28 protein-coding genes are annotated in these 24,695 nt (G+C 52.5%); 27 read left to right on the plus strand and 1 reads right to left on the minus strand.

From position 1 onward, the window contains the following. Positions 1–2 precede the first annotated feature (2 nt). From IC803_RS05695 to IC803_RS05760, 14 genes are all read left to right on the plus strand, one after another. The gene (locus IC803_RS05695) at positions 3–974 is read left to right on the plus strand and encodes an asparaginase (protein ID WP_081209096.1); all 972 of its coding nucleotides are present in this window, start codon (positions 3–5) and stop codon (positions 972–974) included. Positions 975–1,060: 86 nt separating this feature from the next. Further along, positions 1,061–1,756 (plus strand): glutamic-type intramembrane protease PrsW, encoded by a 696-nt coding sequence (gene prsW, locus IC803_RS05700; RefSeq protein ID WP_081209094.1) that lies wholly within the window; start codon positions 1,061–1,063, stop codon positions 1,754–1,756. A gap of 165 nt (positions 1,757–1,921) precedes the next feature. Then, entirely contained in the window at positions 1,922–2,713 is a 792-nt protein-coding gene (gene sleB, locus IC803_RS05705; RefSeq protein WP_081209092.1) for a spore cortex-lytic enzyme, read from the plus strand. A gap of 15 nt (positions 2,714–2,728) precedes the next feature. Beyond that, the gene (gene ypeB / locus IC803_RS05710) at positions 2,729–4,072 is read left to right on the plus strand and encodes a germination protein YpeB (protein ID WP_081209090.1); all 1,344 of its coding nucleotides are present in this window, start codon (positions 2,729–2,731) and stop codon (positions 4,070–4,072) included. A gap of 129 nt (positions 4,073–4,201) precedes the next feature. Then, entirely contained in the window at positions 4,202–4,870 is a 669-nt protein-coding gene (locus IC803_RS05715) for a flagellar brake protein (RefSeq protein ID WP_081209342.1), read from the plus strand. Between the two features lie 52 nt (positions 4,871–4,922). After that, positions 4,923–5,102, plus strand: a complete 180-nt coding sequence (locus tag IC803_RS05720; RefSeq protein ID WP_081209088.1) for a YpfB family protein — start codon at positions 4,923–4,925, stop codon at positions 5,100–5,102. Positions 5,103–5,197: 95 nt separating this feature from the next. Continuing rightward, positions 5,198–5,872 (plus strand): (d)CMP kinase, encoded by a 675-nt coding sequence (cmk, locus tag IC803_RS05725; protein WP_081209086.1) that lies wholly within the window; start codon positions 5,198–5,200, stop codon positions 5,870–5,872. Beyond that, positions 5,869–6,456, plus strand: coding sequence for a lysophospholipid acyltransferase family protein (locus IC803_RS05730; protein WP_081209084.1), 588 nt, complete (start codon positions 5,869–5,871; stop codon positions 6,454–6,456). The genes cmk and IC803_RS05730 overlap by 4 nt, the downstream gene beginning before the upstream one ends. A 138-nt stretch (positions 6,457–6,594) precedes the next feature. Beyond that, positions 6,595–7,758 carry a 30S ribosomal protein S1 gene (rpsA, locus tag IC803_RS05735; protein WP_081209082.1) on the plus strand — a complete coding sequence of 388 codons (1,164 nt, stop codon included), beginning with the start codon at positions 6,595–6,597 and terminating at the stop codon, positions 7,756–7,758. A 355-nt stretch (positions 7,759–8,113) separates the two neighbouring features. Then, the gene (locus IC803_RS05740) at positions 8,114–9,643 is read left to right on the plus strand and encodes a spore germination protein (protein ID WP_081209080.1); all 1,530 of its coding nucleotides are present in this window, start codon (positions 8,114–8,116) and stop codon (positions 9,641–9,643) included. Positions 9,644–9,656: 13 nt separating this feature from the next. Beyond that, a complete protein-coding gene (locus tag IC803_RS05745) occupies positions 9,657–10,775 on the plus strand; it encodes a GerAB/ArcD/ProY family transporter (RefSeq protein ID WP_081209078.1) in 1,119 nt (372 codons plus the stop codon). Positions 10,776–10,815: 40 nt separating this feature from the next. Then, entirely contained in the window at positions 10,816–12,015 is a 1,200-nt protein-coding gene (locus tag IC803_RS05750; protein ID WP_223812064.1) for a Ger(x)C family spore germination protein, read from the plus strand. Next, the gene (locus tag IC803_RS05755) at positions 12,012–12,239 is read left to right on the plus strand and encodes a hypothetical protein (protein ID WP_081209076.1); all 228 of its coding nucleotides are present in this window, start codon (positions 12,012–12,014) and stop codon (positions 12,237–12,239) included. Before IC803_RS05750 ends, IC803_RS05755 begins: the two co-directional genes overlap by 4 nt. 156 nt (positions 12,240–12,395) lie before the next feature. After that, the gene (locus tag IC803_RS05760) at positions 12,396–13,499 is read left to right on the plus strand and encodes a GerAB/ArcD/ProY family transporter (protein ID WP_081209074.1); all 1,104 of its coding nucleotides are present in this window, start codon (positions 12,396–12,398) and stop codon (positions 13,497–13,499) included. A 36-nt stretch (positions 13,500–13,535) separates the two neighbouring features. Here IC803_RS05760 and IC803_RS05765 read toward each other — a convergent pair whose 3' ends face one another. Next, a complete protein-coding gene (locus IC803_RS05765; protein WP_081209072.1) occupies positions 13,536–13,670 on the minus strand; it encodes a YpzI family protein in 135 nt (44 codons plus the stop codon). A 304-nt stretch (positions 13,671–13,974) separates the two neighbouring features. Here IC803_RS05765 and IC803_RS05770 point away from each other — a divergent pair, with 304 nt between their 5' ends. The 13 genes from IC803_RS05770 (at position 13,975) to menG (ending at position 24,692) form a co-directional block, all read left to right on the plus strand. Continuing rightward, the gene (locus IC803_RS05770) at positions 13,975–14,571 is read left to right on the plus strand and encodes a YphA family membrane protein (RefSeq protein ID WP_081209070.1); all 597 of its coding nucleotides are present in this window, start codon (positions 13,975–13,977) and stop codon (positions 14,569–14,571) included. Then, the gene (locus IC803_RS05775) at positions 14,568–15,470 is read left to right on the plus strand and encodes a YIEGIA family protein (protein WP_081209068.1); all 903 of its coding nucleotides are present in this window, start codon (positions 14,568–14,570) and stop codon (positions 15,468–15,470) included. Before IC803_RS05770 ends, IC803_RS05775 begins: the two co-directional genes overlap by 4 nt. Next, positions 15,460–15,645: a capping complex subunit for YIEGIA gene (locus IC803_RS05780; RefSeq protein WP_063165455.1), complete on the plus strand. Its 186-nt coding sequence runs from the start codon at positions 15,460–15,462 to the stop codon at positions 15,643–15,645. Before IC803_RS05775 ends, IC803_RS05780 begins: the two co-directional genes overlap by 11 nt. Positions 15,646–15,922: 277 nt before the next feature. Beyond that, the gene (der, locus tag IC803_RS05785) at positions 15,923–17,233 is read left to right on the plus strand and encodes a ribosome biogenesis GTPase Der (RefSeq protein ID WP_081209066.1); all 1,311 of its coding nucleotides are present in this window, start codon (positions 15,923–15,925) and stop codon (positions 17,231–17,233) included. 142 nt (positions 17,234–17,375) lie between these two features. After that, the gene (locus tag IC803_RS05790) at positions 17,376–18,407 is read left to right on the plus strand and encodes an NAD(P)H-dependent glycerol-3-phosphate dehydrogenase (RefSeq protein ID WP_081209338.1); all 1,032 of its coding nucleotides are present in this window, start codon (positions 17,376–17,378) and stop codon (positions 18,405–18,407) included. A gap of 182 nt (positions 18,408–18,589) precedes the next feature. Next, the gene (locus IC803_RS05795) at positions 18,590–18,793 is read left to right on the plus strand and encodes a DUF2768 domain-containing protein (RefSeq protein ID WP_081209064.1); all 204 of its coding nucleotides are present in this window, start codon (positions 18,590–18,592) and stop codon (positions 18,791–18,793) included. 19 nt (positions 18,794–18,812) lie between these two features. Then, the gene (locus IC803_RS05800) at positions 18,813–19,535 is read left to right on the plus strand and encodes a hypothetical protein (protein WP_081209062.1); all 723 of its coding nucleotides are present in this window, start codon (positions 18,813–18,815) and stop codon (positions 19,533–19,535) included. A 160-nt stretch (positions 19,536–19,695) separates the two neighbouring features. After that, positions 19,696–21,174, plus strand: a complete 1,479-nt coding sequence (gene spoIVA / locus IC803_RS05805) for a stage IV sporulation protein A (protein ID WP_081209060.1) — start codon at positions 19,696–19,698, stop codon at positions 21,172–21,174. Between the two features lie 706 nt (positions 21,175–21,880). Continuing rightward, entirely contained in the window at positions 21,881–22,153 is a 273-nt protein-coding gene (locus tag IC803_RS05810; RefSeq protein ID WP_008879623.1) for an HU family DNA-binding protein, read from the plus strand. Positions 22,154–22,286: 133 nt separating this feature from the next. After that, a complete protein-coding gene (gene folE, locus IC803_RS05815) occupies positions 22,287–22,853 on the plus strand; it encodes a GTP cyclohydrolase I FolE (RefSeq protein WP_081209058.1) in 567 nt (188 codons plus the stop codon). Positions 22,854–22,865: 12 nt separating this feature from the next. Further along, complete coding sequence (gene mtrB / locus IC803_RS05820) at positions 22,866–23,090, plus strand: trp RNA-binding attenuation protein MtrB (protein WP_081209056.1); 225 nt, start codon at positions 22,866–22,868, stop codon at positions 23,088–23,090. A 113-nt stretch (positions 23,091–23,203) separates the two neighbouring features. Then, the gene (locus tag IC803_RS05825) at positions 23,204–23,983 is read left to right on the plus strand and encodes a heptaprenyl diphosphate synthase component 1 (protein WP_081209336.1); all 780 of its coding nucleotides are present in this window, start codon (positions 23,204–23,206) and stop codon (positions 23,981–23,983) included. Between the two features lie 4 nt (positions 23,984–23,987). Further along, positions 23,988–24,692 carry a demethylmenaquinone methyltransferase gene (menG, locus tag IC803_RS05830; RefSeq protein WP_081209334.1) on the plus strand — a complete coding sequence of 235 codons (705 nt, stop codon included), beginning with the start codon at positions 23,988–23,990 and terminating at the stop codon, positions 24,690–24,692. Positions 24,693–24,695: the final 3 nt, after the last annotated feature.

The following is a 24,695-nucleotide window of genomic DNA, read 5'->3' on the forward strand; positions in this document are numbered from 1 at the left end:
ATGTGACGAAACGGAAAGTAGTGCTGCTAACGACCGGCGGCACCATCGCCAGCAAACGGAATGAACGTTCCGGCCGTTTGAACGCCGGAGCGTTAAGCGGCGAAGAGCTCGCTGCGATGTGCCATTTGCCGAAAGAGATCGAAGTCCAAGTCGAAAGCGTGTTCCAGCTGCCGAGCATGCATTTGACGTTCGCGCATTGGATGGAGTTAAAAAAACGGATTGAGGCGCATTTTGCCGACCCGTCCGTCGATGGCATCGTCGTCACCCACGGGACCGATGCGCTGGAGGAGACGGCGTACTTTCTTGATTTGACGGTGAATGACCCGCGCACAATCGTCGTCACCGGCTCGCAGCGGGCCCCGGCCGATTTAGGAAGCGATGTGTATATCAACATCCGCCATGCCATTTACGCCGCGTGCGCGGAGCCGTTGCGCGGAGCGGGGACGGTCGTCGTGTTCAACGAGCGCATTTTTGCCGCGAAATACGTGAAAAAAGAGCACGCCTCGAACATTCAAGGGTTTAATGCGTTTGGTTTCGGCTATTTAGGCATTATTGACAACGATGAGGTGCATGTGTACCAAAAGCCGATCCGGCGTGAATATTACGAACTCGTCCGCCCGCTTCCGCCCGTCGATATTGTGAAATGTTATTTGGAAGCGGACGGAAAATTTATTAAGGCGGCCCGTGAAAGCGGCGTTGCCGGCATTGTGCTCGAAGGAGTCGGCCGCGGGCAAGTGGCGCCGAACATGGTTGGTGAAATCGTCAAGGCCATCGAAGCCGGCATAAAAGTCGTCGTGACGACGAGCGCCGAGGAAGGCGCGGTGTACACGACGTACGATTATTTAGGGAGCGCCTATGATTTGCATAAAAAAGGCGTGATTCTCGGCAGCGACTACGATGCGAAAAAAGCGCGCATCAAACTCGCCGTCGCCCTTGCTTCCGGCGCGGCCCTCGACGGCTTGTTTGCCTATTAGGAGAGGAGTTGTGCAACAATTTCTCTTTTTCGCTCCCTAGTTTCGTGGTACGATAGAGGTAAAACGACAGAGAAACGGGGATCGGTATGTTTTCGCTCATTTCTGCCGGCGTCGCCCCCGGGGTGGCGCTGCTCAGCTATTTTTACTTAAAGGACGAGTATGAGGCCGAGCCGTTGTCCTTTGTGTTGCGCATGTTTTTTTTCGGCGTCCTCCTCGTTTTTCCGATCATGTTCATCCAATACGTGTTAGCGGAAGAAAACATCATTTCATCGCCGGCGGCTGAAGCGTTTTTATCTGCGGCGCTGCTTGAAGAGTTTGTCAAATGGTTTATCATCTATTTTTTTGTGTACGACCACGACGAATTTGATGAGCCGTACGACGGCATTGTGTACAGCGCCAGCGTCTCGTTGGGCTTTGCGACGTTGGAAAACATTTTATACTTGCTGGCCAACGGGGTGGAGACAGCCGTCGCCCGGGCGCTGTTGCCGGTGTCAAGCCATGCGCTGTTTGCCGTCATTATGGGGTTTTATTTCGGCAAGGCGAAATTTGCCGGCCGAAAGCGCCGCTATTATTTATGGGCGTCGTTTTTGCTGCCGTTTTTTCTCCATGGCATCTATGACTGGATTTTGCTGGCCAAGAAGCAATGGGGCTATTACATGGGGCCGTTTATGCTCGCCTTATGGTGGGTGGCGCTGCGCAAAGTGAAGCAGGCAAAAGGGTGCGCTCGCTGCCAAGTGACGCCGTCAGCGAAAGCGGTCGTTCAAAAAGTAGAACTCCCTTAAAAAGGTGCGATTGTTGCTACAGCAAGGTGTTGAAACGCGAAAAGGGGCATCCGCAAGCCGAACAAGCGGCTTTCCGGACAGCCCCTTTTTCTTTTTTCTGCATAAAGAGGGAAAACAGGAGGAAAATAAGGATAAAAACGGCGATGGTCGACAGGAGGTTTGCATATGGTAAGGAAGCTCATCATGTTCACCGTAATCGGCGTGTGGATATGCCTGCATCCAGCAAGCCATGCTGCCGCCTTTTCCCCGCAAGTGATCCAGCGGGGGGCGGTTGGGGATGATGTCATTGAATTGCAGGCCCGGCTGCAATATCTCGGCTTTTACAACGGCAAAATTGACGGCGTGTTCGGTTGGCGCACGTATTGGGCGCTGCGCAACTTCCAATACGAATACGGCCTGCCAGTCGACGGGCTGGCCGGGGCGGAAACGAAGCAAAAGTTAGTGAACGCCTCGAAATATTACGAGGAGTTTGTCAAAAGACAAATCCGCCAAGGGAATGATTTCACCCATTACGGCGGCATTCCGCTCAGCCAGCAAGTGAAAAAGCGCGGCGGTGGAGGAAGTACGGCGAAAACGACGGCGTCGAACGTGCCGAAGGGGTTTTCGCAAAACGATATTCAGCTGATGGCGAACGCGGTTTATGGTGAAGCGCGCGGCGAACCGTACATCGGACAGGTGGCTGTGGCCGCCGTCATTTTAAACCGGCTCGAACATCCGTCGTTCCCGGATACGGTCGCTGGAGTCATTTTTCAACCGGGCGCGTTCACCGCGGTCGCTGACGGACAAATTTGGCTGACGCCAAACGAAACAGCGCGAAAGGCGGTGCTTGATGCCATCAACGGCTGGGATCCGAGCGGCGGGGCCATTTACTATTTCAATCCGGCGACGGCGACGAGCGCTTGGATTTGGAGCCGGCCGCAAATTAAGCGGATCGGGCAGCATATTTTCTGCAAATAAAAGGAGGGAGACGGAATGGTGCGAAACATATTGCTCGCGGCGCTCGCGCTCGCTGTCATCGGCACCGGCTATTGGGGCTACCGCGAGCACTTGGAGAAAAACGCGATTTTAATCCACGCGGAAAACAACTACCAGCGCGCGTTCCACGATTTGGCCTATCAAATCGACTTGCTTCATGACAAGCTCGGCGCCACGCTGGCGATGAACTCGCATGCGTCATTGTCGCCGGCGCTGGCTGAAGTGTGGAAAATTGCGGCGGAAGCCCACTCGGACGTCGGCCAGCTGCCGCTGTCGCTCTTGCCGTTTAACAAGACGCAAGAGTTTTTATCGCAAATCGGCGAGTTCAGCTACCGAACGGCGGTGCGCGATTTAGAGGAGGAACCGTTGACAAAGGAAGAGTACAAGACGCTGCAGGCGCTGTACAAAAACGCCGGAGCGATCCGCCAAGAGCTGCGCAATGTGCAACATTTAGTGCTTGAAAACAACTTGCGCTGGATGGACGTCGAGCTGGCGTTGGCCACGAACGACCAAAAAGGCGACAACATTATTATTGACGGCTTTAAAGCGGTCGAAAAAAATGTCGATACGTTCTCGAGTTCATCGGAGTTTGGCCCGTCGTTCATCAGCCTTGCCAATGAAGAAAAAGGGTTTGTCCGGGCGCAAGGCCGTCCGATTACCAAAGCGGAAGCGAAACGAATCGCCCGCGATTTTCTCGGTCTAAAGGGGACGGAGGAGATCAAGGTGACGGAAAGCGGCAAAGGAGCGGACGACCGCTTTTACAGTTTAACGATTCACGATCCGAAAACAAAAGGCGACATTTATATGGACATTACGAAAAAGGGCGGTTACCCGATTTGGGCGCTCAACAGCCGGCCCGTCGGCAAGCCGAAGATCAGCTTGCATGAAGCGGCCAACCGCGGGATGGCATTTTTAAAACGGCATCAATTTACCGGGTTTGAGCTGTACGACAGCACGCAATACGATAATGTCGCCGTGCTTACGTTTGTCAAAAGTGAAAACGGCGTTCGCATTTACCCGGAAGCCATCCAAATGAAAGTGGCGCTCGATAACGGCCGGGTCGTCGGTTTTACGGCGCGCGATTATTTGTCATCGTCAGTTCCGCGCCCGCTGCCAAAACCGAAACTCACCGTCGAAGCGGTGAAGAAAAAGGTCAACCCGCAGTTGAAAGTGATGGAGCAGCGCCAAGCCATCATTATGAACGACTTGCAAAAACCGGTGCTTTGTTACGAGTTTTTAGGAACGCTTGGCGATGAGACGTACCAACTGTTTATTAACGCGTCGACCGGTCTCGAAGAAAAAGTGGAAAGGCTCGAAAGTGTAGAACCGAACTACGGGTGAGAGGAAAGGAGGAAAAGCAACGAATAGCGCTTTTCCTCTTTTTTTCATTCCTGTTCGGCCGCTATATGGTATAATGGACCCATAAAATGACAAGGCCAACCGTTGGCCGAAAAGGGGAAAGGCAAGATGATGATCAAGATCGGAGATCGGGTTTGGCTCGAGCCGCTCGACGGTTCAACACGGCAATACCGGAGCAAGGCGCTCACCATCGCCGACGGGGCGATCCATATTAGTTATCCTGTCGACGAACAGAGCGGAAAAACGGTGTATTTGTTAAACGGCATGCAATTTAAGGTGAGCTTTGTCGGCCAGGACGGGGGTTTATACATGTTTGATACGGAAGTGAAGGGGAAAGTGCGCGACCCGCTGCCGATGGTCGTCTTGGCTTATCCGGGCGACGAATATGTCATACGCATCCAGCGCCGCCGATATGTGCGGGTGAAGGCAAACGTCGATGCTGCCGTCCATCCGCTTGACGGCGGGTTCGCTCCGTTTGTGACGATGACGGTCGATATGAGTGCCGGCGGAGCTGCCCTTCTCATCCCGCCGGCATATGCTTCGCTTCTTCACCCCGGCATGGCGGTTGAGCTTTGGCTTGTGCTAACGATGCGCTCCGGTGAATATTACTATATGAAAACGAAGGCAACGATTGTCCGCATGGCCATCGATGAGCGCGGCATCGCGAAAATGTCGGTCGAATTCACCGACCTCCATCCCCAAGAACGCGCCCGGCTCATCCGCTACAGCTTCGAGCGGCAGCTTGACGAAAAGAAAAGGGAAAACGAAGAGAATAAATGAGCGGGGCGTGTGGAATACTGCTAGAAAAAACGGAAGGCAGGATGTTTGTGCCATGAAGCGGATCGAGCAGCTGCTATGGAAGCTCGTTGTGATCCAAGCGATTTGTTTGCTGATCGCTCAATGGCTCGTGTTGTATACGCCGGTGGCATTTTATATCGGCAAAGTATACGAGTATGAAGGGGTAGCCAAGCCGGAAAAAACAAAAACGATCGAAACGGCCGTCGACCGTTGACGGCAAATATGGTACAATGGACATGAGAACATGCAGGGTTTTCCTGCATTTTTCTTTGTGCAGCCATTACATGATTCGATGAAGCAGGAGGAGTTATGGAACGACGAATTAGCATCGCGATCGATGGTCCTGCGGCAGCAGGGAAAAGCACGGTCGCCAAACTCATTGCCAACCGCCTTTCTTATGTATATATCGATACCGGTGCAATGTACCGCGCGTTAACGCATCGGGCGCTTCAATGCGGCGTCGACATCCATGATGAACAGGCGCTGTTGTCATTGCTCCGGGATACATCGATTGAACTGAAGCCGTCGTCGCACGGGCAATTGGTGTTTGTCAACGGCGAGGACGTCACCGATATCATTCGTGGAGAGGCGGTGACAAATGCGGTGTCGTTCGTAGCGAAACACCCGCTTGTGCGCGAGGAGATGGTCGCCCGCCAGCGCGCCTTGGCCAAAGGGGGCGGCGTTGTGATGGACGGACGCGATATCGGGACGAACGTGCTTCCGAATGCCGAGGTGAAAATTTTCTTAAAAGCTTCAGTTGAGGAGCGGGCGCGGCGCCGGCACGAAGAACATATCGCCCGCGGCTTTCCGTCTGACCTCGAAAAGCTGAAAGAAGAGATCGCCCGCCGCGACCGGCTTGATTCAGAGCGGGAAACGGCTCCGCTTCGCAAGGCGCCGGACGCGGTAGAAATTGACACGACGTCGCTGACGGTCGAGGAAGTGGCGGCGCGCATTATGGAAATTGTCAACGAAAGGATTGGATGAGGGTGGATTTTTATTCGGTGGCCAAAGGAGCGGTAAAAAGCATATTGACTCCTTTGTACCGCATTCAAGTCACAGGGCTCGAGCAATTTCCAAAAGAAGGCGCGGTGCTTCTTTGCGCCAACCATATCAGCAACTTAGATCCGCCGGTCGTCGGCATTACGGCGCCGCGTCCGGTCCGGTTTATGGCGAAAGAGGAGTTGTTTCGCACCCCGGTGGTGAAAACGCTCGTCAAAAACTTGCGCGCGTTTCCAGTGAAGCGCGGCATGAACGACCGTCAGGCGCTGCGCACAGGGCTTGAGGTGCTGAAACAAGGCGAAGTTCTCGGCATTTTTCCCGAAGGGACGCGCAGCAAGGACGGCCGGCTGAAACGGGCGCTGCCCGGTGTCGGCTTTTTCGCCTTGCGCACTGATGCGGCTGTCGTCCCGTGCGCCATCATCGGCCCATACCGGCCATTTGTGCCGCTCAGAGTCGTATACGGGGCGCCGATTGATATGGCGCCGCTGCGTGAGCGGAAGGCCAGTCCGGAAGAAGCGGCCGATTACATTATGGATCATATTCGCCGCTTGCTTGAGCAGCATCAGTAAGCATTATAGTACATGTTGATTGAGAAAATATGGTATACTAATTAGAAAAGCGTCCTTATTTTTGCCGACAGCCGGCCGCGGCCTCGGCGCGAGGCGCGCTTTTGCAGGATCGTCAGTCGATGAAGGAGGGGTTTTGCGATGACAGAAGAGATGAATGTGCAAGTGAATGTGTATGAGGTGGGCGACATCGTCCGCGGCAAAGTGGTGAAGCTCGAAGACAAACAAGTGCTTGTTGAGGTGGAAAACAGCAAGCAAAGCGGCATCATTCCGATCAGCGAGCTGTCCAACTTGCATATCGAGAAGCCGAGCGATGCGGTCGCCGTCGGCGATGAAGTGACGGCCAAAGTGAAAAAAGTGGAAGAAGGCAAAGACGGGGAAGAAGGGCTGCTCATTTTATCAAAAAAAGCCGTCGACGCCGAGCGGGCGTGGGAGGAGCTTGAACGCAAGTTCGCAAGCGGCGAAACGTTTGAAACGGTCATTAAAGACATCGTCAAAGGCGGGCTTGTCGCCGATGTCGGCGTGCGTGGCTTTATCCCGGCCTCGCTTGTCGAACCGCATTATGTCGAAGATTTTTCCGACTACAAAGGAAAAACGCTCGCCGTCAAAGTCGTTGAACTCGACCGCGAGAAAAACCGCGTCATCTTATCGCATCGGGCGGTCGTTGAGGAAGAGCAGGAGCGCCAGCAAAAAGAACTGCTTTCCCGTCTTGAGCCGGGGCAAGTGCTGGATGGCGTCGTCCGCCGCATTGCCGATTTCGGCGTCTTTGTCGATGTCGGCGGGTTTGACGGACTCGTACATATTTCCCAGCTTTCTCATACGCGTGTCGCCCATCCGTCCGAGGCGGTGAAAGAAGGCGATGCGGTAAAAGTGAAAGTGTTGGCTGTCGACTCGGAACAAGGCCGCCTGTCGCTGTCGATGAAAGAAGCGTTGCCGGGTCCGTGGGAAGGCATCAGCGAGAAGGTAAGACCGGGCGATGTCGTCACGGGTACTGTGAAGCGGCTCGCTTCATTCGGCGCGTTTGTGGAAATTTTCCCGGGCGTCGAAGGGTTGGTTCATGTGTCGCAAATCGCCAACCGCCGCATCGGCTCACCGCATGAAGTGCTGAAAGAAGGCGATGAAGTGAAAGCGAAAGTGCTCGATGTCAACGAAGCCGAGCATCGCATTTCCTTAAGCATCCGCGCACTGCTCGAGGAGGAAACGGCCGCTCCGGCGGAAGATTACAGCCAATATACGAAAACGGCGGAAACGCGCGGCTTCCAGCTCGGCGAAGTCATCGGCGAGCAGCTGAAAAAATTAAAATAATTCATTGTCAGTGAACCCCATTTTGGTGGCACTTGCCATCCAAATGGGGTTTTTTGTTTTGTCCATTCAACACTAGCAAAGGTCAATGACTTTCTAGCAACATGATCGAGCCGCCCTGTCTTTAAACAAAATGAAAGCAAGAGAGGCTAACCTAGTTTGAAGCGGCCATTATATTCTCCTTTGAAAACGGCAATTCTATAAAAGGCTGGCGAAAATCACTGTTTCGCGCCGAAAAACGGCCTCAAAGCACGACATCGAACAGCGTTCACAAGATGTCCCCATGATGAAAAATGCCGACTGCAGCCCGGATTGGCGATGAAGCGAACACGCGCGGCGAGGAAAAGGGGGGAATGGCATGCGCTTTTTTCAAAGACGAAAAAAAGGAAATTTGCCGCAGCTGGCGGCGACAACGCCAAGCGGAATGCAAGACGCCTTAGCGGCCGATATCAATGAAAATATACAAAATATACAGAATATTTATAGAGACTGCATCGATGTCGTCTTCCGGTCTTTTCAAATCGCCGGGCATACAAGCGCCGTTTTAATTTATATCAACGGGCTCGCCAACGTCGAAGAAATGAATGAAAACGTGCTTCGCCCGCTGATGGGGAAACATTCGGCCAGCGGGCAAGACGGACAGCTGAATGTAACGAGTCTTCTTGAGCAACAGTTGACCGTTGTGAAAGTCAACAAGGTGCAAACGATTGACGAGTGTATTCATTACATTGCCTCCGGAAACCCGGTGCTGCTTGTTGACGGGCAAAGCGAAGGCTTCGCTTTAGGATTGTCTGGATGGGAAAAGCGGGCGATTGAAGAGCCCGTTGCCGAATCGGTGATCAGAGGCCCGCGCGAAGGATTTATTGAATCGCTGGAAACGAATCTTTCTTTATTGCGGCGCCGAATTCGCAGCCCGCTGTTAAAAACGAAATCAGTCACCTTAGGCAAGTACACGAAAACGGAAGTCGTGATTTGTTATATGGAAGGTATTGCCCCTGAGGCTTTTGTCACGGAGGCGGAAAAACGGCTGAGGCGCATCGAGTTGGACGGCGTGCTTGAAACCGGGTATCTCGAAGAGCTGATTGAAGATCATCCGTACTCGCCGTTTCCGCAAGTATTAAGCACGGAGCGGCCCGATGTAGCGATTGCCAGTTTGCTTGAGGGGCGCATTGTGATCATGCAGGACGGCAGTCCGTTCGTGCTGGTGATGCCGGTGTCATTTTATTCTTTGATTCAATCTAGCGAAGACTACTACCAGCGCACGCTGATTGGCACGCTCATCCGCTGGCTTCGGTATTTGTTTCTCTTAATTTCGCTTTTGTTGCCGTCTGCGTATATTGCCATTTTGACGTTTCATCAAGAAATGATTCCGACAACTCTTTTATTAACGGTCGCTGCCTCGCGGGAACGCGTTCCTTTTCCGGCGCTCGTTGAAGCGTTAATTATGGAAATCGTATTTGAGGCGTTGCGCGAAGCCGGCGTGCGGCTTCCGAAGCAGACGGGGGCGGCGGTGAGCATCGTTGGAGCGCTCGTCATCGGCCAGGCGGCTGTTCAAGCCGGCCTTGTCTCAGCGCCGATGATTATGATTGTAGCCTTGACGGGGATCGCTTCGTTTACGATCCCGCGGTTCACAGCTGGGATTGCGTTGCGAATGTTGCGCTTCCCGATGATGTTTTTAGCCGGGTCGCTTGGGCTGCTTGGGATTATGCTTGGGCTGTTGCTAGTTCTCATTCACATGGCTTCCCTTCGCTCTCTTGGCGTTCCGTATTTGAATGCTCATGTTCCTAATAGGGATCATCAAACGAAAGATGTGCTTACCCGCACCCCGTGGTGGAAGCTGAACGTCCGCCCGCGCATCAATGAGCGACGGAAGGGTCGTCAAGGCTAAGGAGTGAAAGAGGATGGAAAAGGGAAAAATCACATCTGTGCAGATGATGTTGCTGCTGTATCCGGCGATTACCGCTACCGCCATTCTCCTTGTCCCAGGGGTGACGGCCCAACACGCCAGGCAAGATATGTGGCTGTCGCCGGTTTGGGCTTCACTTATCGGCTTTTTGACAGTATATGTGTCTGTTCAATTGCATCGCCTTTACCCACAAAAGACGCCGATCGAATACAGTATAGACATTTTAGGAAAATTTCTTGGAAAGCTAGTCGGTTTGCTGTTTGTGCTTTTTTATTTTCACGTAACTGGAATCATCGTCCGCGAGTATGGCGAGTTTGTCGTTGGCAACTTTTTGTTTTACACGCCGATCGGATTCGTAATGGGAACGATGGTGTTTGTTTGCGCTGTGGCCGTCCGCAGCGGGATCGCCGCGCTCGGGAGATTGGCGCAAATTCTCGTGCCTGTTGTCATCGTTTTGCTCGTCTTTATCGTCATTTTGCTGTTTCCGGATATGGATCTAGAAAATATGCTGCCGATGCTGGAAAAAGGGCTTTTGCCGTCGATCAGGGGAGCCGTTACCCCGCAAAGCTGGTTTAGCGAATGCTTTTTAATGGCGTTTTTGCTTCCGCATGTCATTGATGAGGACCATGGACGAAGATGGGGAAACATCGCGGTGGTATCGATTATGTTGACGTTGTTGATGACGAATTTGGCGACCCTCTTTGTGTTTGGAAACACCACCGCCAACTTCGTATATCCGGTGATGAGCGTCGTCCGATATATTAGCATCGCTGATTTTTTGGAGCACGTCGAGGCGGTTGTTATGGCGCTTTGGGTCGTCGGTGTATTTTTGAAAATTTCTGTCTTTTATTACGTTGTTGTGATCGCCTTAGCCCGGTGGTTGAATTTATCCCAATACGAGCCGCTCGTCTTTTCTGTCGGGTTGCTTTTGTTTTTGTTTTCCAACTGGTCGGCGAAGGATTTAGTGGAGCTGACCCATTTTCTAGGGACAACCGGCTCGTTTTACTTGACATGTGTGCAAACCGTCATTCCGTTTCTCCTCTTGTTAGCAGCAAGATGGCGAAAACGGGCCACCCCCCCGCCGTCGGCTGTTTCACACGAGAAAGGAAAGTAACGTCCACTGCCATTAAGCAAAAAAAGGGTGAACTGCCTTGGTGATCGAAAAAAAAGTGAAACGAGCGCTCATTCTCCTTCTAGTCATCGTAACGATCGCCATGCTCGGCGGCTGTTGGGATCGGGAGGAAGTGAACGACATTGCGGTCGTGCTCGGGATCGGCATTGATCGAGTGAAAAATGAAAAGATTAGGCTGACAGTAGAGATCGCCGTACCGCGGGCAATCAGCGCTGGGCAAACGGGAGGGGGCGGAGGGGGTGGCAGTCAAGGCGAAACGATCGTCCGCTCAGGGACAGGTGTGACGATCGCCGACGCCATTGCTCAATTGCAAGAGCGGCTGCCCCGCCGTTTGTTTTGGGGGCATACGAAAGTCGTCATATTCGGTGAAAAGGCAGCGAAAGCGGGTATTCGTGAGCATCTTGATTTTTTGATTCGCCATCCGCAAACCCGTATCCGCTCCAACGTGTTGGTCAGCAAAGGATCGGCGAAAAGCGTGCTTGAACTCCTTCCTCCCATCGAACAAAGTTCGTCGGAAGTGCTAAGGGAAATGGCGGAATCAAGAACGCTGCTGCGGAAAACGGTGAAAGAAACGTTGCAAATGCTAAAAGGCGAAGCGGAAACCGCCTTGTTGCCGATGGTGAAAGTGCTTCCCCCAGAAAAAGGAAAGAAAGAAATCGAGACGATCGCCTTTATTTATGGTACAGCGATTTTTAAGAAAGACCGAATGGTCGGACAGATTGACGATTATACAACGCGCGGCGTGTTATGGATTCGCAATGAAATCAAGCAGGCACATGTGACGGTGAAGATCCCGGGAGAGAAGGGGAATATTACCTCAAGAATGATCCGGTCGCATACGGACGTCACACCAAAATATGAAAAAGGGAGATGGAAGATCGTCGTCAATGTCATGACGGAAGATGACATTATATTAAATGGAACAAAACTTAACTTGTTGAGCGAAAGAAATATTGAGCGCATCGAAACAGAGCTCGAAAAAGATATCAACCGGCGAATGAAAAGAGCCTTGAATCGACTGCAGAAAGAAATGGAAGCCGACGTGTTCGGGTTTGCCGAGGCGATCCATAAAAAACATCCACGGCACTGGCGCCATCTGAAAAAGCGCTGGAACGACCTGTTTCCTGAGGTGCCTGTCGAATTGAACACAACTGTAAGGGTGCGCCGGCCGGGAATGAATTTCCCTCCGCAAGGCGTGCCGGAACAAGAGGTGAAACAATGAAAGTATGGCTAGTCATCGGGATGCTCATCATGGTCGGGCTGATTTGGTGGTATGAATGGTCCCGGCTTGAAAGAGAGCGGAGAAAAGAAAGAGCTGCCGTCGCCATTTTGCTTGGCTTGGGGATGATATTAGCCGTTCTGCTGATCATCAACCCTGAGCTTCCCGGACCGACCCAGCTCGTGAATGCTCTTTTTCGCCCTTTTGGGAAAATAATGGAGAAGTGAACAACCCGTATTTCGTTTTGCTTGAAGGGAGCCTGTCAGTTTCGCGGGGAAAGGAAACTCCGCTAGGTGTTTAGCAGGCGCTGTCTATATGTTCAAGGCGGGATTCTCTTTCGAAAGGATGATATTAATCAGATTGAAGGAAAAGGTGGACGATTCATGGAAAGCGGAAAAATTACGCCGGTGCAAATGGCGCTGCTGCTATATGCGGTCATTACTCCAACGGCCGTTCTTCTCGTTCCGGGGGCGATCGCCCGACATGCGAAGCAAGATATGTGGCTGTCGCCATTTTGGGCTTCGCTCATCGGTTTTTTGACCGTATATATTGTCGTTCAGCTGCATCGCCTTTATCCACATAAGACACTCATTCAATACAGCACCGATATCGCCGGCACGTTTGTTGGAAAGATGGTCGGGCTCATTTTCATTTTGTCCCATCTCCATGGGGCGGGGTTAGTTATCCGCGCTTATGCGGAATTTATTGTCGGCCACTTTTTGCTCCATACACCGCTTTCGTTTGTGATGGGGACGATGGGGGTTGTTTGCGCCGTTGCCGTTCGCAGCGGGATTGACGTGCTCGGGCGGCTGGCGCAAATTCTTGTGCCTGTTGTCATGATCTGGTTTGTCATTATTGTTCTATTGCTGCTTCCTGATATGGATTTGGGAAACATATTGCCTGTTTTGGAAGACGGGATTTGGCCATCAGTAAAAGGGTCAATCATTTTGCAAGGGTGGTTCAGCCAATGTGTTTTTATGTCATTTCTCCTTCCATATATGACGAATCGAGATGATGGGCAAAAATGGGGCAACATCGCAGTCATATTCATTATAATGACATTATTGGCGACAAATTTGATGACGCTCTTTGTTTTAGGGAACATTGCCGAAGATTTTCTCTATCCGGTGATGGGCGCGGTTCGTTACACGAGCATCGCCGATTTTTTGGAACATGTTGAAGTCATTGTCATGGCGTTTTGGGTTGTTGGTGCGTTTTTAAAAATTGCGGTCTTTTTTTACGCCGTCGTCGTATCGTTGGCTCAATGGATCGGTATGTCCGAATATAAGCCGCTTGTTTTTCCTGTCGGATTCATGCTGTTTTTCGTATCGATTTGGGCGGCGCGTGATGTCGTAGAGCTCGGCCGCTTTGTTGGAACCGTCAACGCATTTTATATCCTATTCACAGAGACAATCATTCCATTGCTTCTTCTATTGATTGCGAAATGGCAAAAACGGGCGGCTTTTTCAGGACAAAATGGGAAATAGCGAAGGTGTCCCTGCCGTTTTGGGACACCTTTGTTGTTAAAATCCGTTCCGTTCGCGTGCTTCTTCCGGCGTATCGAGCCGGCTTGCCCCTTTATAGGAGAGCGACTGGTCACGGTCTGACTGAACTTGCCGCGACTGTTTCAGCTTTTTCTCCTGCCGGTCTTTTCCCACCAAACCCCGCTCCTTTCTATGTGAGTATCATTTGTTACTATGGCTGGGCGCGGTTTTTTCTATGCATGTTTCGATAATGGAAAACGTTGATCTTTCGTCCCGGAATGAAGGAGGCTGGTGATTTAGGGGGAATACTGCTCTCCAACAGTGTTTCTCAAACTGAAAAACCTTACAACGTCATCCTTTCATTCCTTGTGATTTCTCACAAACTGAGCGAATCTGTTGTTTTTCACCAGCCTTGAAGGCGTTCCCGATTAGAAGAGGATAAAACATGGCATAATGAACATAATAAGGAGTGGAAAAGATGGAAGGGATGTATTTTTATTTCTTTTTTTGGTCGTCATGGCTTGTGGCAACGTTTTTTATGAAAAAGACCGCCGCCCGAACGAAGCTGGCGGTGTTCGCGCTTACCATGATCAGTTCGGCCTCGCTGACAGTGGAAGTTGGCCGCATTCATATGGTGTTGTCCTTTTTTGTGCTTTTTTTCTCTTCTTGTTATATGGCGGTCGAGCAGAAGCCATGCCGCCCGCTGCTGATGGCGTTATCGGCGTCCGGCTTGGCGTTTGCTTACGCCGCCTTCCGTTTGCTCGCCTTGTTCGATCCGGTTTGGATTTGGCTCGATGCCCAATGGATGCTCGCCTGGTGGCTCGCCCTCGTCAGCTGTCTGTTCCACCGCCGCCTTGCCGCCCGCCTCCTTTGTTTGGCGCTCGGCAGCTGTCAAGGGGAAGCGGTGTACACCGCGGCCATTCACCGGGTGGCGCCCGACTATGTGCTTGGTTCGTTTTCTTTTTTAGACGCGACGGCCATCGGCGCGTCATGTTTGCTCGCTTGGGAAATGATTCGCTTCTTCGCGCTTCAACTTGAGGAAAAACGGCCTGTAGGAGGGACGAGGCAGCCGTGAACGAATATACGTTTCCAATTTTATACGGCGTCGCGGCCGGGGTGCTGACACGCCTTTATTTGTTGCGCACTGATTACCGGCAATACCCGACATACTTGCACGGCCGGACGATCCATATCGCGTTGGGGGCCATCGCCGCCGGCTTAGGCACGGTCGCCGTGCCGGCGATTATGGAAAAAGAATTTGCGGCCATTACGTTTTTGGCGTTGGCGGCTTCACAGTTCCGCGATGTGCGCAACATGGAGCGCAACACGCTGAATGAGCTCGATCAGTATGAACTAGTGCCGCGCGGAAAAACGTATATTGAAGGCATTGCGATTGTCTTTGAAGGGCGGAACTATTTAGTCATTTTCGTTTCCTTTTTATCCACGCTCTTTTATTTAGTCTGGAACGTTTGGGCTGCGCTCGTGGCCAGCGCCATCGGCATGATGGTGGCGCGGCGGTTTATGAGCGGAAGCCGGCTGAAAGATATCGCCGATGTGAAATATGTCAAACCCCATTTTGAGGGGGCGGGGCTGTATGTGGACAACATCTACATTATGAACATCGGCTTGCCGGCGCGGAGGGAAGAAATTTTGCGCTACGGGATGGGCTTTATTTTGACGCCGAAAAACTTCAACGCCCGAACAACGATCGCCAACCTCGGGCAGCGGCAAGCGATTTTGCACGATGTATCGACAGCGCTCGGCATTTATCGGGACTCGGGAACGCCGGCGCTCGTGCCGCTTGCCAAGCGCGATTTAAACGATGGACGCGTCGGCATTTTTATTTTGCCGCAAGTTGAGGATGTCGAGAAGGCGAAGGCAGTCATTGAAAACGTTCCGGTGCTTGAGAGCGCCATCCGCATGCCAGCGAAACGGCGGTGGAAACGGAAAGGGGGCGGCGATCATGACGCATGAAAAAATGATTTTGGCCATCATTACGACGAACGGCGAAAACGTTGCCGGCGGCGCCCCGATTTTTATTTGCCGCACAAGGGAGGAAATGGAGCGGATCGCTGCCAATTTAGAGGCCATTTTAGACGGCATCGCCCATGAACTGAGCGACGGGCTGCTTGTGATCGTCAAGCATTAAGGCGGTTGTTGGACGTTTCGCTTTTTGATAAAATAAAGCAGTTGTAGCATGTCTTGGTTCATCGCCAAAAGTTATCCTTGATGTGTAAAACGAGGCATGTTCATGCCCCTTCAATGGACAAAACGCGCAAAAGAACGAGGGAGCTTGCCCCCGTAGCTTTGACCGTAAAAGAAATAGACCGTCAAGTGCACTTTGCGGTGATGAACCGATGCCCTAGGAGAAGGGCGTTTTTTTTCAAGAGCAAAGCGAGGCAAAAATAAGGATAAAGGGTGGTAGCATGGCAAATCCAGTCGTGGCCATTGTCGGTCGTCCGAACGTGGGGAAATCAACCATTTTCAACCGCATCGTCGGGGAGCGCATTTCCATTGTCGAAGATGTGCCCGGGGTGACGCGCGACCGCATTTACAGCAGCGCCGAATGGCTGAACCATTCATTTTACTTGATTGACACCGGGGGCATTGACATCGGCGATGAGCCGCTGCTTGTGCAAATTCGCCAGCAGGCGGAAATCGCCATCGATGAGGCGGATGTCATCATCTTTATGACGAACGGCCGCGACGGCGTGACGGCCGCTGATGAAGAAGTGGCGAAACTGCTGCGCCGGTCGAATAAGCCAGTCGTGCTCGCCGTGAACAAAATCGACAATCCGGAGATGCGCGAGCTGATTTACGATTTTTACACGCTTGGTTTCGGCGATCCGTACCCGATTTCCGGAGCGCACGGGACAGGACTTGGCGATTTGCTTGACGCCGTCGTCCGCCATTTTCCGAAAGACGGCGGGCAAGAATACGAGGAAGATGTCATTAAGTTTTGCCTCATCGGCCGGCCGAACGTCGGCAAATCGTCGCTTGTCAACGCCATTTTAGGGGAAGAACGGGTGATTGTCAGCGATATCGCCGGCACGACGAGAGACGCTGTAGACACTTCGTTTGTCCGCGAAGGCCAGAAATATGTTATTATTGATACGGCAGGAATGCGCAAACGGGGAAAAATTTACGAAAGCACGGAAAAATACAGCGTGTTGCGCGCGCTAAGAGCCATTGAGCGCTCCGATGTCGTGCTTGTCGTTTTAAACGCGGAGGAAGGGATTATCGAACAGGATAAAAAAATCGCCGGGTATGCGCATGAGGCGGGGCGCGGCGTCATTCTCATCGTCAATAAATGGGATGCCATCGAAAAAGACGATAAAACGATGGTGGAATTTGAGCGGAAGATTCGCGATCATTTCCCGTTTTTAGACTATGCGCCGATTTTATTTGTGTCGGCGAAGACGAAGCAGCGGCTTCATAAGCTGTTGCCGCTTGTGCAACTCGTCAGCGACAACCACGCGATGCGCGTTCAGACGAATGTGCTCAATGAAGTCATTATGGACGCGGTGGCGATGAACCCGACGCCGACGCATAACGGGCGGCGCTTGAAAATTTATTACATGACGCAAGTAGCCGTCAAACCGCCGACGTTCGTCGCCTTTGTCAACGATCCAGAGCTCATGCACTTTTCGTACGAACGGTTTTTGGAAAACCGCATTCGCGACGCGTTCGGCTTCGAGGGCACGCCGATCAAAATCATCGCCCGCCCGCGGAAATAAGAAAAGCGGAGGCGCCGCGACGGGCAACATGTCCTTCGCCTGCCGAGATTGGCGGTCCGAAAGCGAAGGGGATTGGGCTTCGAGCGGGGGCGCGCCGGGCGTTTTTCAGGAAAGCGACAATCGGACAAAGGAAGTGGGAACGATGGAGAACGTCACCGTACTGGGGGCAGGAAGCTGGGGAACGGCATTGGCGCTCGTTTTAGCTGACAACGGACACCGCGTCCGGCTTTGGAGCCACCGGGCTGAACAAGCAAGAGAGATCAACGAGCAACGGACGAACGAAAAATATTTGCCGGGCGTCCGCCTGCCGGAGGCCATTATCGGTTGCGCCGACCTTTGCGCCGCGCTTGATGGCATTTCCATTGCCGTGCTGGCTGTGCCGACGAAGGCGATCCGGGACGTGCTGAAAAGGGCGCGCACATGTTTGGCTGCGCCGATCACGATCGTCGCCGTCAGCAAAGGAATCGAACCGGGGACGCATAAGCGCGTGTCGGAAATTGTCGCTGAAGAAATGGGTGCGTGGCTAGAAGATGTCGTCGTTCTTTCCGGGCCGAGCCATGCGGAAGAAGTGGTGCTCCGCCATCCGACGACGGTGGCGGTGTCATCGCCGAACATGGAAGCGGCGCAGCGCATTCAAGATCTATTTATGAATCATCACTATTTCCGCGTGTATACGAACCCGGATTTAGTCGGTGTCGAAGTCGGCGGGGCGCTGAAAAACATTATCGCGTTGGCCGCCGGCATCAGCGATGGGCTCGGCTATGGAGATAACGCAAAGGCAGCGCTGATTACGCGGGGATTGGCTGAGATTGCCCGTCTCGGCTGTGCGCTCGGCGCTAATCCGTTGACATTTTCCGGGCTGGCCGGGGTCGGCGACTTGATCGTCACGTGCACAAGCGTCCATTCCCGCAACTGGCGGGCCGGCCATATGCTTGGCCAAGGAAAAAAGCTCGATGATGTGCTTGAAAGCATGGGGATGGTTGTGGAAGGGGTGAGGACGACAAAAGCCGCCTATGAGCTGGCGAAAGAGCTTGGCGTGAAAATGCCGATTACCGAAGTGCTCTATGAAGTGCTGTTTGCCGGAAAAGATCCGAAAGAAGCGGTTGATTCGCTTATGGCGCGCGGAAAAAAGCAGGAAATGGACGATTTAATGAACATTTTTGCCGAACAGTAACGCCGAAAATAGGCGGATGGCGGTACAAGTTGTCTTCGTTTTGCATACAATATGACGAACCATCATCGGCTTGAGCTTCCGGAAGGGTATAAGGCGATGCTGAAGTAAAGAAAGCCCCGCTTTACTTCAGCTTTTTTTATGGCGATGCTATAATAGTAGTTGTCGAAAAAGGAGGAACGACTATGTCACCGGCTTTAGCGAAAATGTGGATCGCCATCGCTTCAATGGTATTTATGTTTATTTCGGTCGGTTTCATTTATTTGAGCCGCTATAAGATCAAGATCAAATGGTTACGCTTTCTTTTGGCGTCCATCGCCTATATTCTGTTAGTTTTAGCCGGCATCATCATCGTTTTCGTTGTGTTCAGCGGACCGACGCCGCAATAGGCAAAGGATGGAGGAACCTATGAAACAGATCGCTCGCTTGCTTTTAGCCTGCTTGTTTCTCGTGCCGCTTTCCGGGTGTTTATATCCGCAAGAGCGGCTAAAACAAAACCAAATTCCTTACAAAGATCAAGTGGCGGCCGTCCAATCGGCGGTCGACGAGTACCGGAAGGCGACCGGCGGACTGTTGCCGATTAAGACCCGCGATATGAAAACGCCGATTTACTTAAAGTACCCGATTGATTTTCAAAAACTCGTTCCGCGCTACATGCAGGAACCGCCAGGAAACGCCTATGAAAGCGGGGGCGTCTTTCAATATATGATTATTGATGCGGAAACGAACCCGACGGTCAAGCTCCTTGATTTGCGCTTAGCCGAGCGCGTCCGTGACCTGAAGCTGCGGCTGAGAATGTATACGGACGAGCACCGTTATCCGCCGTTTAAAGACGTCGTTGCGCCCGGTGTGTTTACACTCGATTACAAAAAACTTGGCTACAAAGAGCCGCCGTATGCGGTCAGCCCGTTTTCCGGCAGCAACTTGCCGTTTGTCATCGATGGCAGCGGGGAAATTTACATTGACTACCGTTCCGATCTATACGCCGCCTTGAAAAAATATCCGCACCGCTACAAGCCTGGGGATGATATCCGCGCTCTTTTGACGGATCACTCGCTCTTTGTGCCGGCGTACTCCCTTCCGTATACGATCGATGCCAAAACGAATGAACCGATTTTTTTCACGAAATAAGTCATCATCCCTTCTCTAGGAAAATACATTCTAGAGAAGGGATTTTTTCATCGCTTTTTAGTCATAACCGAATGGGACAACATCATATGCATATAGTGTCGTATCATACTAGTTGATTCCGTTGCTTCTCATAACGACCGAAGGACTGGAGGGGAGTCATTTGGAAAAGGTCGATATTTTTAAAGATATCGCCGAGCGGACCGGCGGCGACATTTATTTAGGGGTTGTCGGCGCTGTCCGTACCGGAAAGTCGACGTTTATTAAACGGTTTATGGAGCTCGTTGTCATTCCGAACATTAAAAACGAAGCTGACAAAGCGCGGGCCCAAGACGAACTGCCGCAAAGCGCCGCGGGCAAAACGATCATGACGACGGAACCGAAATTCGTGCCAAACCAAGCCGTGACGGTAAAAGTCGATGACGGTCTCGAAGTCAATATTCGCCTCGTTGATTGCGTCGGTTATGCCGTGCCTGGCGCGAAAGGGTATGAAGACGAAAACGGCCCGCGGATGATTCACACCCCTTGGTACGAAGAGCCGATTCCGTTTCAAGAGGCGGCGGAAATCGGGACAAGGAAAGTCATTCAAGAACATTCGACGATCGGAGTCGTCATTACGACGGACGGCTCGATCGGAGAGATTCCGCGCCATGACTACGTAGAAGCCGAGGAGCGGGTCATTGGCGAGCTGAAAGAAGTCGGCAAGCCGTTTATTATGATCGTCAACACCGTTCGGCCGCATCATCCGGAAACGGAAGCGCTCCGCCGCGAGCTCGCTGAAAAGTACGACATCCCGGTGCTCGCCATGAGTGTGGAAAGCATGCGTGAGACCGATGTGTATAACGTGCTCCGTGAGGCATTATATGAATTCCCGGTGCTCGAAGTGAACGTCAACTTGCCGAGTTGGGTGATGGTGCTGCGCGAGGACCATTGGCTGCGTGAAAGCTACCAAGAAGCGGTGCGCGACACGGTGAAAGACATTAAGCGGCTGCGTGATGTGGATCGGGTCGTACAGCAGTTTGCCGAGTACGATTTCATCGAAAAAGCGCGGCTCGCCGGCATCGAAATGGGGCAAGGGATCGCTGAAATCGACTTGTATGCGCCGGATGAGCTGTACGACCAAATTTTAAAAGAAATCGTCGGTGTTGAAATTCGCGGCAAAGACCATCTCCTTCAGCTCATGCAAGACTTTGCCCATGCAAAAGCCGAGTACGACCAAATCGCTGATGCGCTAAAAATGGTGAAACAAACAGGTTATGGCATCGCTGCACCCGCTTTGTCTGATATGAGCCTCGACGAACCGGAAATCATCCGCCAAGGATCGCGCTTTGGCGTTCGTTTAAAAGCGGTCGCTCCGTCCATTCATATGATTAAAGTCGACGTCGAATCGGAATTCGCGCCGATTATCGGTACGGAAAAACAGAGCGAAGAACTCGTCCGCTATTTAATGCAAGATTTTGAAGACGATCCGCTGTCGATTTGGAACTCCGATATTTTCGGCCGCTCGCTCAGCTCGATCGTCCGCGAAGGCATCCAAGCCAAACTCGCGCTCATGCCGGAAAACGCCCGCTACAAGCTGAAAGAAACGCTCGAACGCATCATCAACGAAGGCTCCGGCGGCCTCATCGCCATTATTTTATAGAAAAGCAGAGGCCTCGCGCTCATCGGCGATACGCGCTGCGGGGCCTGCGAGGAGGCTGTGGCCGCCGCAGAGGGACTCGCAGCGTCGCGAGCCGATCGCGGCCGGAGCTAGACAGAAAGAAAAGCGGAGGCTCGCGGGCCGCCGCGACGGACAATTGTTCTTCGCCTGCAGGGGTGCTTGCCCCCGAAAGCCGTGCGCTCAGCTCCCAATTTGGGGGCTTTTTTTTGACTGTTGATCTTTCAAAAGAGAAAAAATCGCTGAAACCCTTGAGAAATAAGGATTGGCACTTGATTATGCGCACGGCGTTATGGTAATCTTTTATCTGAAATCGTTGTTTTGGTGAAATATGCCTAAAATTGGCCGTTTTGGCGAAAAAGATGTTGAATTATCGCGATAAATTGGTTAAGATTAGGCATGTCACCGCATCTTGGCGAAACGAAGGCAGTTTTGCCGCCCCTTCCTTCATCTTGAAGGGGCGGGCGGCGCTTGAACTGTCAAGGGGGCGCCCCGATCGGCGGCGCGGGCGCGTTTCCTGTCAGTCTTTCTGAACGAAAGTACAATCAGCGGCTGCGCCGATGCGGCGCTTGCCCTTCGTGCGCCAGCCTTTTCGCCGCCAAGAGCTGTCAATATCTATGTATAGAAAAGCAGAAAAGTGTGCACAAATGGTAGTAAACAAGATGAGCTCCCTTGGGAGGAGGTGAATGGCATGAACAAGACGGAATTGATCAACGCGGTAGCCGAAACAAGCGGTCTTTCCAAGAAAGATGCAACAAAAGCCGTTGACGCGGTATTTGACTCGATTACAGAAGCGCTGCGAAAAGGCGATAAAGTGCAATTAATCGGCTTTGGGAACTTTGAAGTGCGCGAGCGCGCTGCCCGGAAAGGACGCAACCCGCAAACGGGTGAAGAAATGGAAATTCCGGCAAGCAAAGTTCCTGCATTCAAACCGGGCAAAGCATTAAAAGATGCTGTGAAATAAGCCTACATAGCCGAAGCAGGAGCTTAGGAGGGAAGGGCAGGTGATCCACCGCCCTTCTTTTTTGTTTTTTTTCGCTCCCTATGCTAGAATCGGATTACATGCAGTTTTTATGACGCAGGAGGATGTTGTTTGTATGCCAGAGATCAATGTTGAGCAAATTGAATATGCGGTCCGCCTCATCTTGGAAGCGATCGGTGAAGATCCGAACCGCGAAGGGCTCATCGATACACCAAAACGGGTGGCAAAAATGTATGCCGAGGTGTTCGCCGGGCTGCAGGAGGACCCGAAGCAGCATTTTCAAACTGTATTCAGCGAGGAACACGAGGAGCTCGTGCTTGTCAAAGATATTCCGTTTTATTCGATGTGCGAACACCATTTAGTGCCGTTTTTCGGCGTCGCTCATGTCGCTTATATTCCACGGGAAGGGAAAGTGACCGGGTTAAGCAAGCTCGCCCGAGCTGTCGAAGCGGTGGCGCGCCGTCCGCAATTGCAAGAGCGCATCACGGCGACGGTCGCCGATTCGATCGTCGAGGCGCTCGAACCGTACGGGGTCATGGTCGTTGTTGAGGCGGAGCATATGTGCATGACGATGCGCGGCGTAAAAAAGCCGGGGGCGAAAACGGTCACAACGGCGGTGCGCGGCGTGTTTGAAACGGACGCCAACGCCCGGTCCGAAGTGTTTTCGTTAATTAAAGCGTAAGGAGGGCAAACGATGAACACGAACAGCGATTTTGTCGTCATTAAGGCGCTCGAAGACGGAGTGAACGTCATCGGGCTGACGCGCGGCGCGGACACAAGATTCCATCATTCCGAAAAGCTCGATAAAGGCGAAGTGCTGATCGCCCAGTTCACGGAACATACATCGGCGATTAAAGTGAGAGGCAAGGCGTATATTCAAACGCGCCATGGCGCCATCGAGTCGGAAGGGAAAAAGTAACCCGGCAAATTTCTAGCAAACTAGAGCGTTTTCGACAAAATTATGTTATAATGAGTCCGTCATTGCGGTGCGGATATTTTTCGGGGACAAGGGTGATTCGTGTGAATGACATCATGGTGAAATTGGCGTCATTGAAGGAACAAATCGAACAGCTGCTTGACCATCCGTATTTGCGCGAGCATGTGCCGACGCCGGTTGTTGACGAAGACCGGCTGCTGTTGGCGCTGTCGATGGTTGCTGACGCTCCGGCGGCGCCAAATGAGGCGGATCGGTACATCATCGCCATGATGCTCGTGCAGATCGCCCTTGATACCCATGATGAGGTGACGGATGGCGGCGATGACTTGCGGACGCGGCAGCTTGTCGTCCTCGCCGGCGACTTATACAGCGGGCTGTATTACGATTTGCTGGCGCGTTCGGGTGATATCGCGCTCATCCGTTTGTTCGCCGAAGCGATCCGCGACATTAACGAACAAAAAGTGCGTCTTTATGAAAAAAAGGCGGAGCGGATCGATGCGCTGTTTGCGGCGATGGGCACGATCGAATCGGCGCTGCTTGCCAAGTTTGCCGACCGCATGGCGGTGCCGCAATGGGGGCAGTTTGCCTACCATTACTTGCTGCTGCGGCGCCTGCTCCTCGAGCGGGAAGCGTTCGCCCGCACCGGGACGTCGATGCTCTTTGAGCAAATGGCGCATATTGCGTTCCCGCGGGCGAAGGGGCTGACGAACGAACAGCGGCGGTATTTGCTTCGCCTTTGCGATCGCTATATCGACCATTGCAAAGAAGCGCTGTTCGCGGCGGAATTGCCGCCGGCCGGTCTGCTGATGCTCCGCGTGACCGAGCTCTCCGGCGGATTTTCAGCCATCGCCAAAAAGACGGTGGAAGAAGGGTAGAATGATGCATCAGTCGAAAGAAGAACGAGTCCATCGTGTATTTGAAAAAATTTCTGCTCATTATGACCGGATGAACTCTGTCATCAGCTTCCGCCGCCATTTAAAATGGCGCGAAGACGTGATGCGGCGGATGAATGTGCAAAAAGGAAAAAAAGCGCTTGACGTTTGCTGCGGGACGGCCGATTGGGCGATCGCTTTAGCCGAGGCGGTCGGGCCGGAAGGGGAAGTGTACGGCCTTGATTTTAGCGAAAACATGTTAAAAGTCGGCGAACAAAAGGTGAAAGCGCGCGGCTTGCGCAACGTGAAGCTCATCCATGGCAACGCCATGCAGCTTCCGTTTCCGGACAATTCGTTCGATTACGTGACCATTGGCTTCGGTTTGCGCAACGTCCCTGATTATATGACGGTGCTGAAAGAAATGCACCGCGTCACAAAGCCGGGCGGCATGACCGTCTGTTTGGAAACGTCGCAGCCGACGATGTTCGGCTTCCGTCAGCTTTACTATGTTTATTTCCGGTTTATTATGCCGCTGTTTGGCAAGCTGTTGGCGAAAAGCTATGAGGAGTATTCATGGCTGCAAGAGTCGGCGCGCGAGTTCCCGGGGCGGGATGAGCTGGCGGAAATGTTTCGCGCCGCTGGCTTTGTCGATGTCGAGGTCAAACCGTACACGTTCGGCGTGGCGGCGATGCATTTAGGCTATAAACGATGAGTT

Origin of the sequence: Geobacillus sp. 46C-IIa, assembly GCF_014679505.1 — a bacterium.
GTDB lineage: Bacteria > Bacillota > Bacilli > Bacillales > Anoxybacillaceae > Geobacillus.

Excerpts from the sequence above, each read along its gene's own strand:
- der (WP_081209066.1), top strand. The coding sequence starts at position 15,923 with ATGGCAAATCCAGTCGTGGCCATTGTCGGTCGTCCGAACGTGGGGAAA.
- IC803_RS05740 (WP_081209080.1), top strand. The coding sequence starts at position 8,114 with ATGCGCTTTTTTCAAAGACGAAAAAAAGGAAATTTGCCGCAGCTGGCG.
- IC803_RS05795 (WP_081209064.1), top strand. The coding sequence starts at position 18,590 with ATGTCACCGGCTTTAGCGAAAATGTGGATCGCCATCGCTTCAATGGTA.
- IC803_RS05800 (WP_081209062.1), top strand. The coding sequence starts at position 18,813 with ATGAAACAGATCGCTCGCTTGCTTTTAGCCTGCTTGTTTCTCGTGCCG.
- folE (WP_081209058.1), top strand. The coding sequence starts at position 22,287 with ATGCCAGAGATCAATGTTGAGCAAATTGAATATGCGGTCCGCCTCATC.
- IC803_RS05810 (WP_008879623.1), top strand. The coding sequence starts at position 21,881 with ATGAACAAGACGGAATTGATCAACGCGGTAGCCGAAACAAGCGGTCTT.
- rpsA (WP_081209082.1), top strand. The coding sequence starts at position 6,595 with ATGACAGAAGAGATGAATGTGCAAGTGAATGTGTATGAGGTGGGCGAC.
- IC803_RS05720 (WP_081209088.1), top strand. The coding sequence starts at position 4,923 with ATGAAGCGGATCGAGCAGCTGCTATGGAAGCTCGTTGTGATCCAAGCG.
- cmk (WP_081209086.1), top strand. The coding sequence starts at position 5,198 with ATGGAACGACGAATTAGCATCGCGATCGATGGTCCTGCGGCAGCAGGG.
- IC803_RS05715 (WP_081209342.1), top strand. The coding sequence starts at position 4,202 with ATGATCAAGATCGGAGATCGGGTTTGGCTCGAGCCGCTCGACGGTTCA.
- IC803_RS05755 (WP_081209076.1), top strand. The coding sequence starts at position 12,012 with ATGAAAGTATGGCTAGTCATCGGGATGCTCATCATGGTCGGGCTGATT.
- ypeB (WP_081209090.1), top strand. The coding sequence starts at position 2,729 with ATGGTGCGAAACATATTGCTCGCGGCGCTCGCGCTCGCTGTCATCGGC.
- prsW (WP_081209094.1), top strand. The coding sequence starts at position 1,061 with ATGTTTTCGCTCATTTCTGCCGGCGTCGCCCCCGGGGTGGCGCTGCTC.
- IC803_RS05825 (WP_081209336.1), top strand. The coding sequence starts at position 23,204 with ATGGTGAAATTGGCGTCATTGAAGGAACAAATCGAACAGCTGCTTGAC.
- IC803_RS05745 (WP_081209078.1), top strand. The coding sequence starts at position 9,657 with ATGGAAAAGGGAAAAATCACATCTGTGCAGATGATGTTGCTGCTGTAT.
- IC803_RS05790 (WP_081209338.1), top strand. The coding sequence starts at position 17,376 with ATGGAGAACGTCACCGTACTGGGGGCAGGAAGCTGGGGAACGGCATTG.
- menG (WP_081209334.1), top strand. The coding sequence starts at position 23,988 with ATGCATCAGTCGAAAGAAGAACGAGTCCATCGTGTATTTGAAAAAATT.
- IC803_RS05730 (WP_081209084.1), top strand. The coding sequence starts at position 5,869 with ATGAGGGTGGATTTTTATTCGGTGGCCAAAGGAGCGGTAAAAAGCATA.
- sleB (WP_081209092.1), top strand. The coding sequence starts at position 1,922 with ATGGTAAGGAAGCTCATCATGTTCACCGTAATCGGCGTGTGGATATGC.
- IC803_RS05760 (WP_081209074.1), top strand. The coding sequence starts at position 12,396 with ATGGAAAGCGGAAAAATTACGCCGGTGCAAATGGCGCTGCTGCTATAT.
- IC803_RS05770 (WP_081209070.1), top strand. The coding sequence starts at position 13,975 with ATGGAAGGGATGTATTTTTATTTCTTTTTTTGGTCGTCATGGCTTGTG.
- IC803_RS05780 (WP_063165455.1), top strand. The coding sequence starts at position 15,460 with ATGACGCATGAAAAAATGATTTTGGCCATCATTACGACGAACGGCGAA.
- mtrB (WP_081209056.1), top strand. The coding sequence starts at position 22,866 with ATGAACACGAACAGCGATTTTGTCGTCATTAAGGCGCTCGAAGACGGA.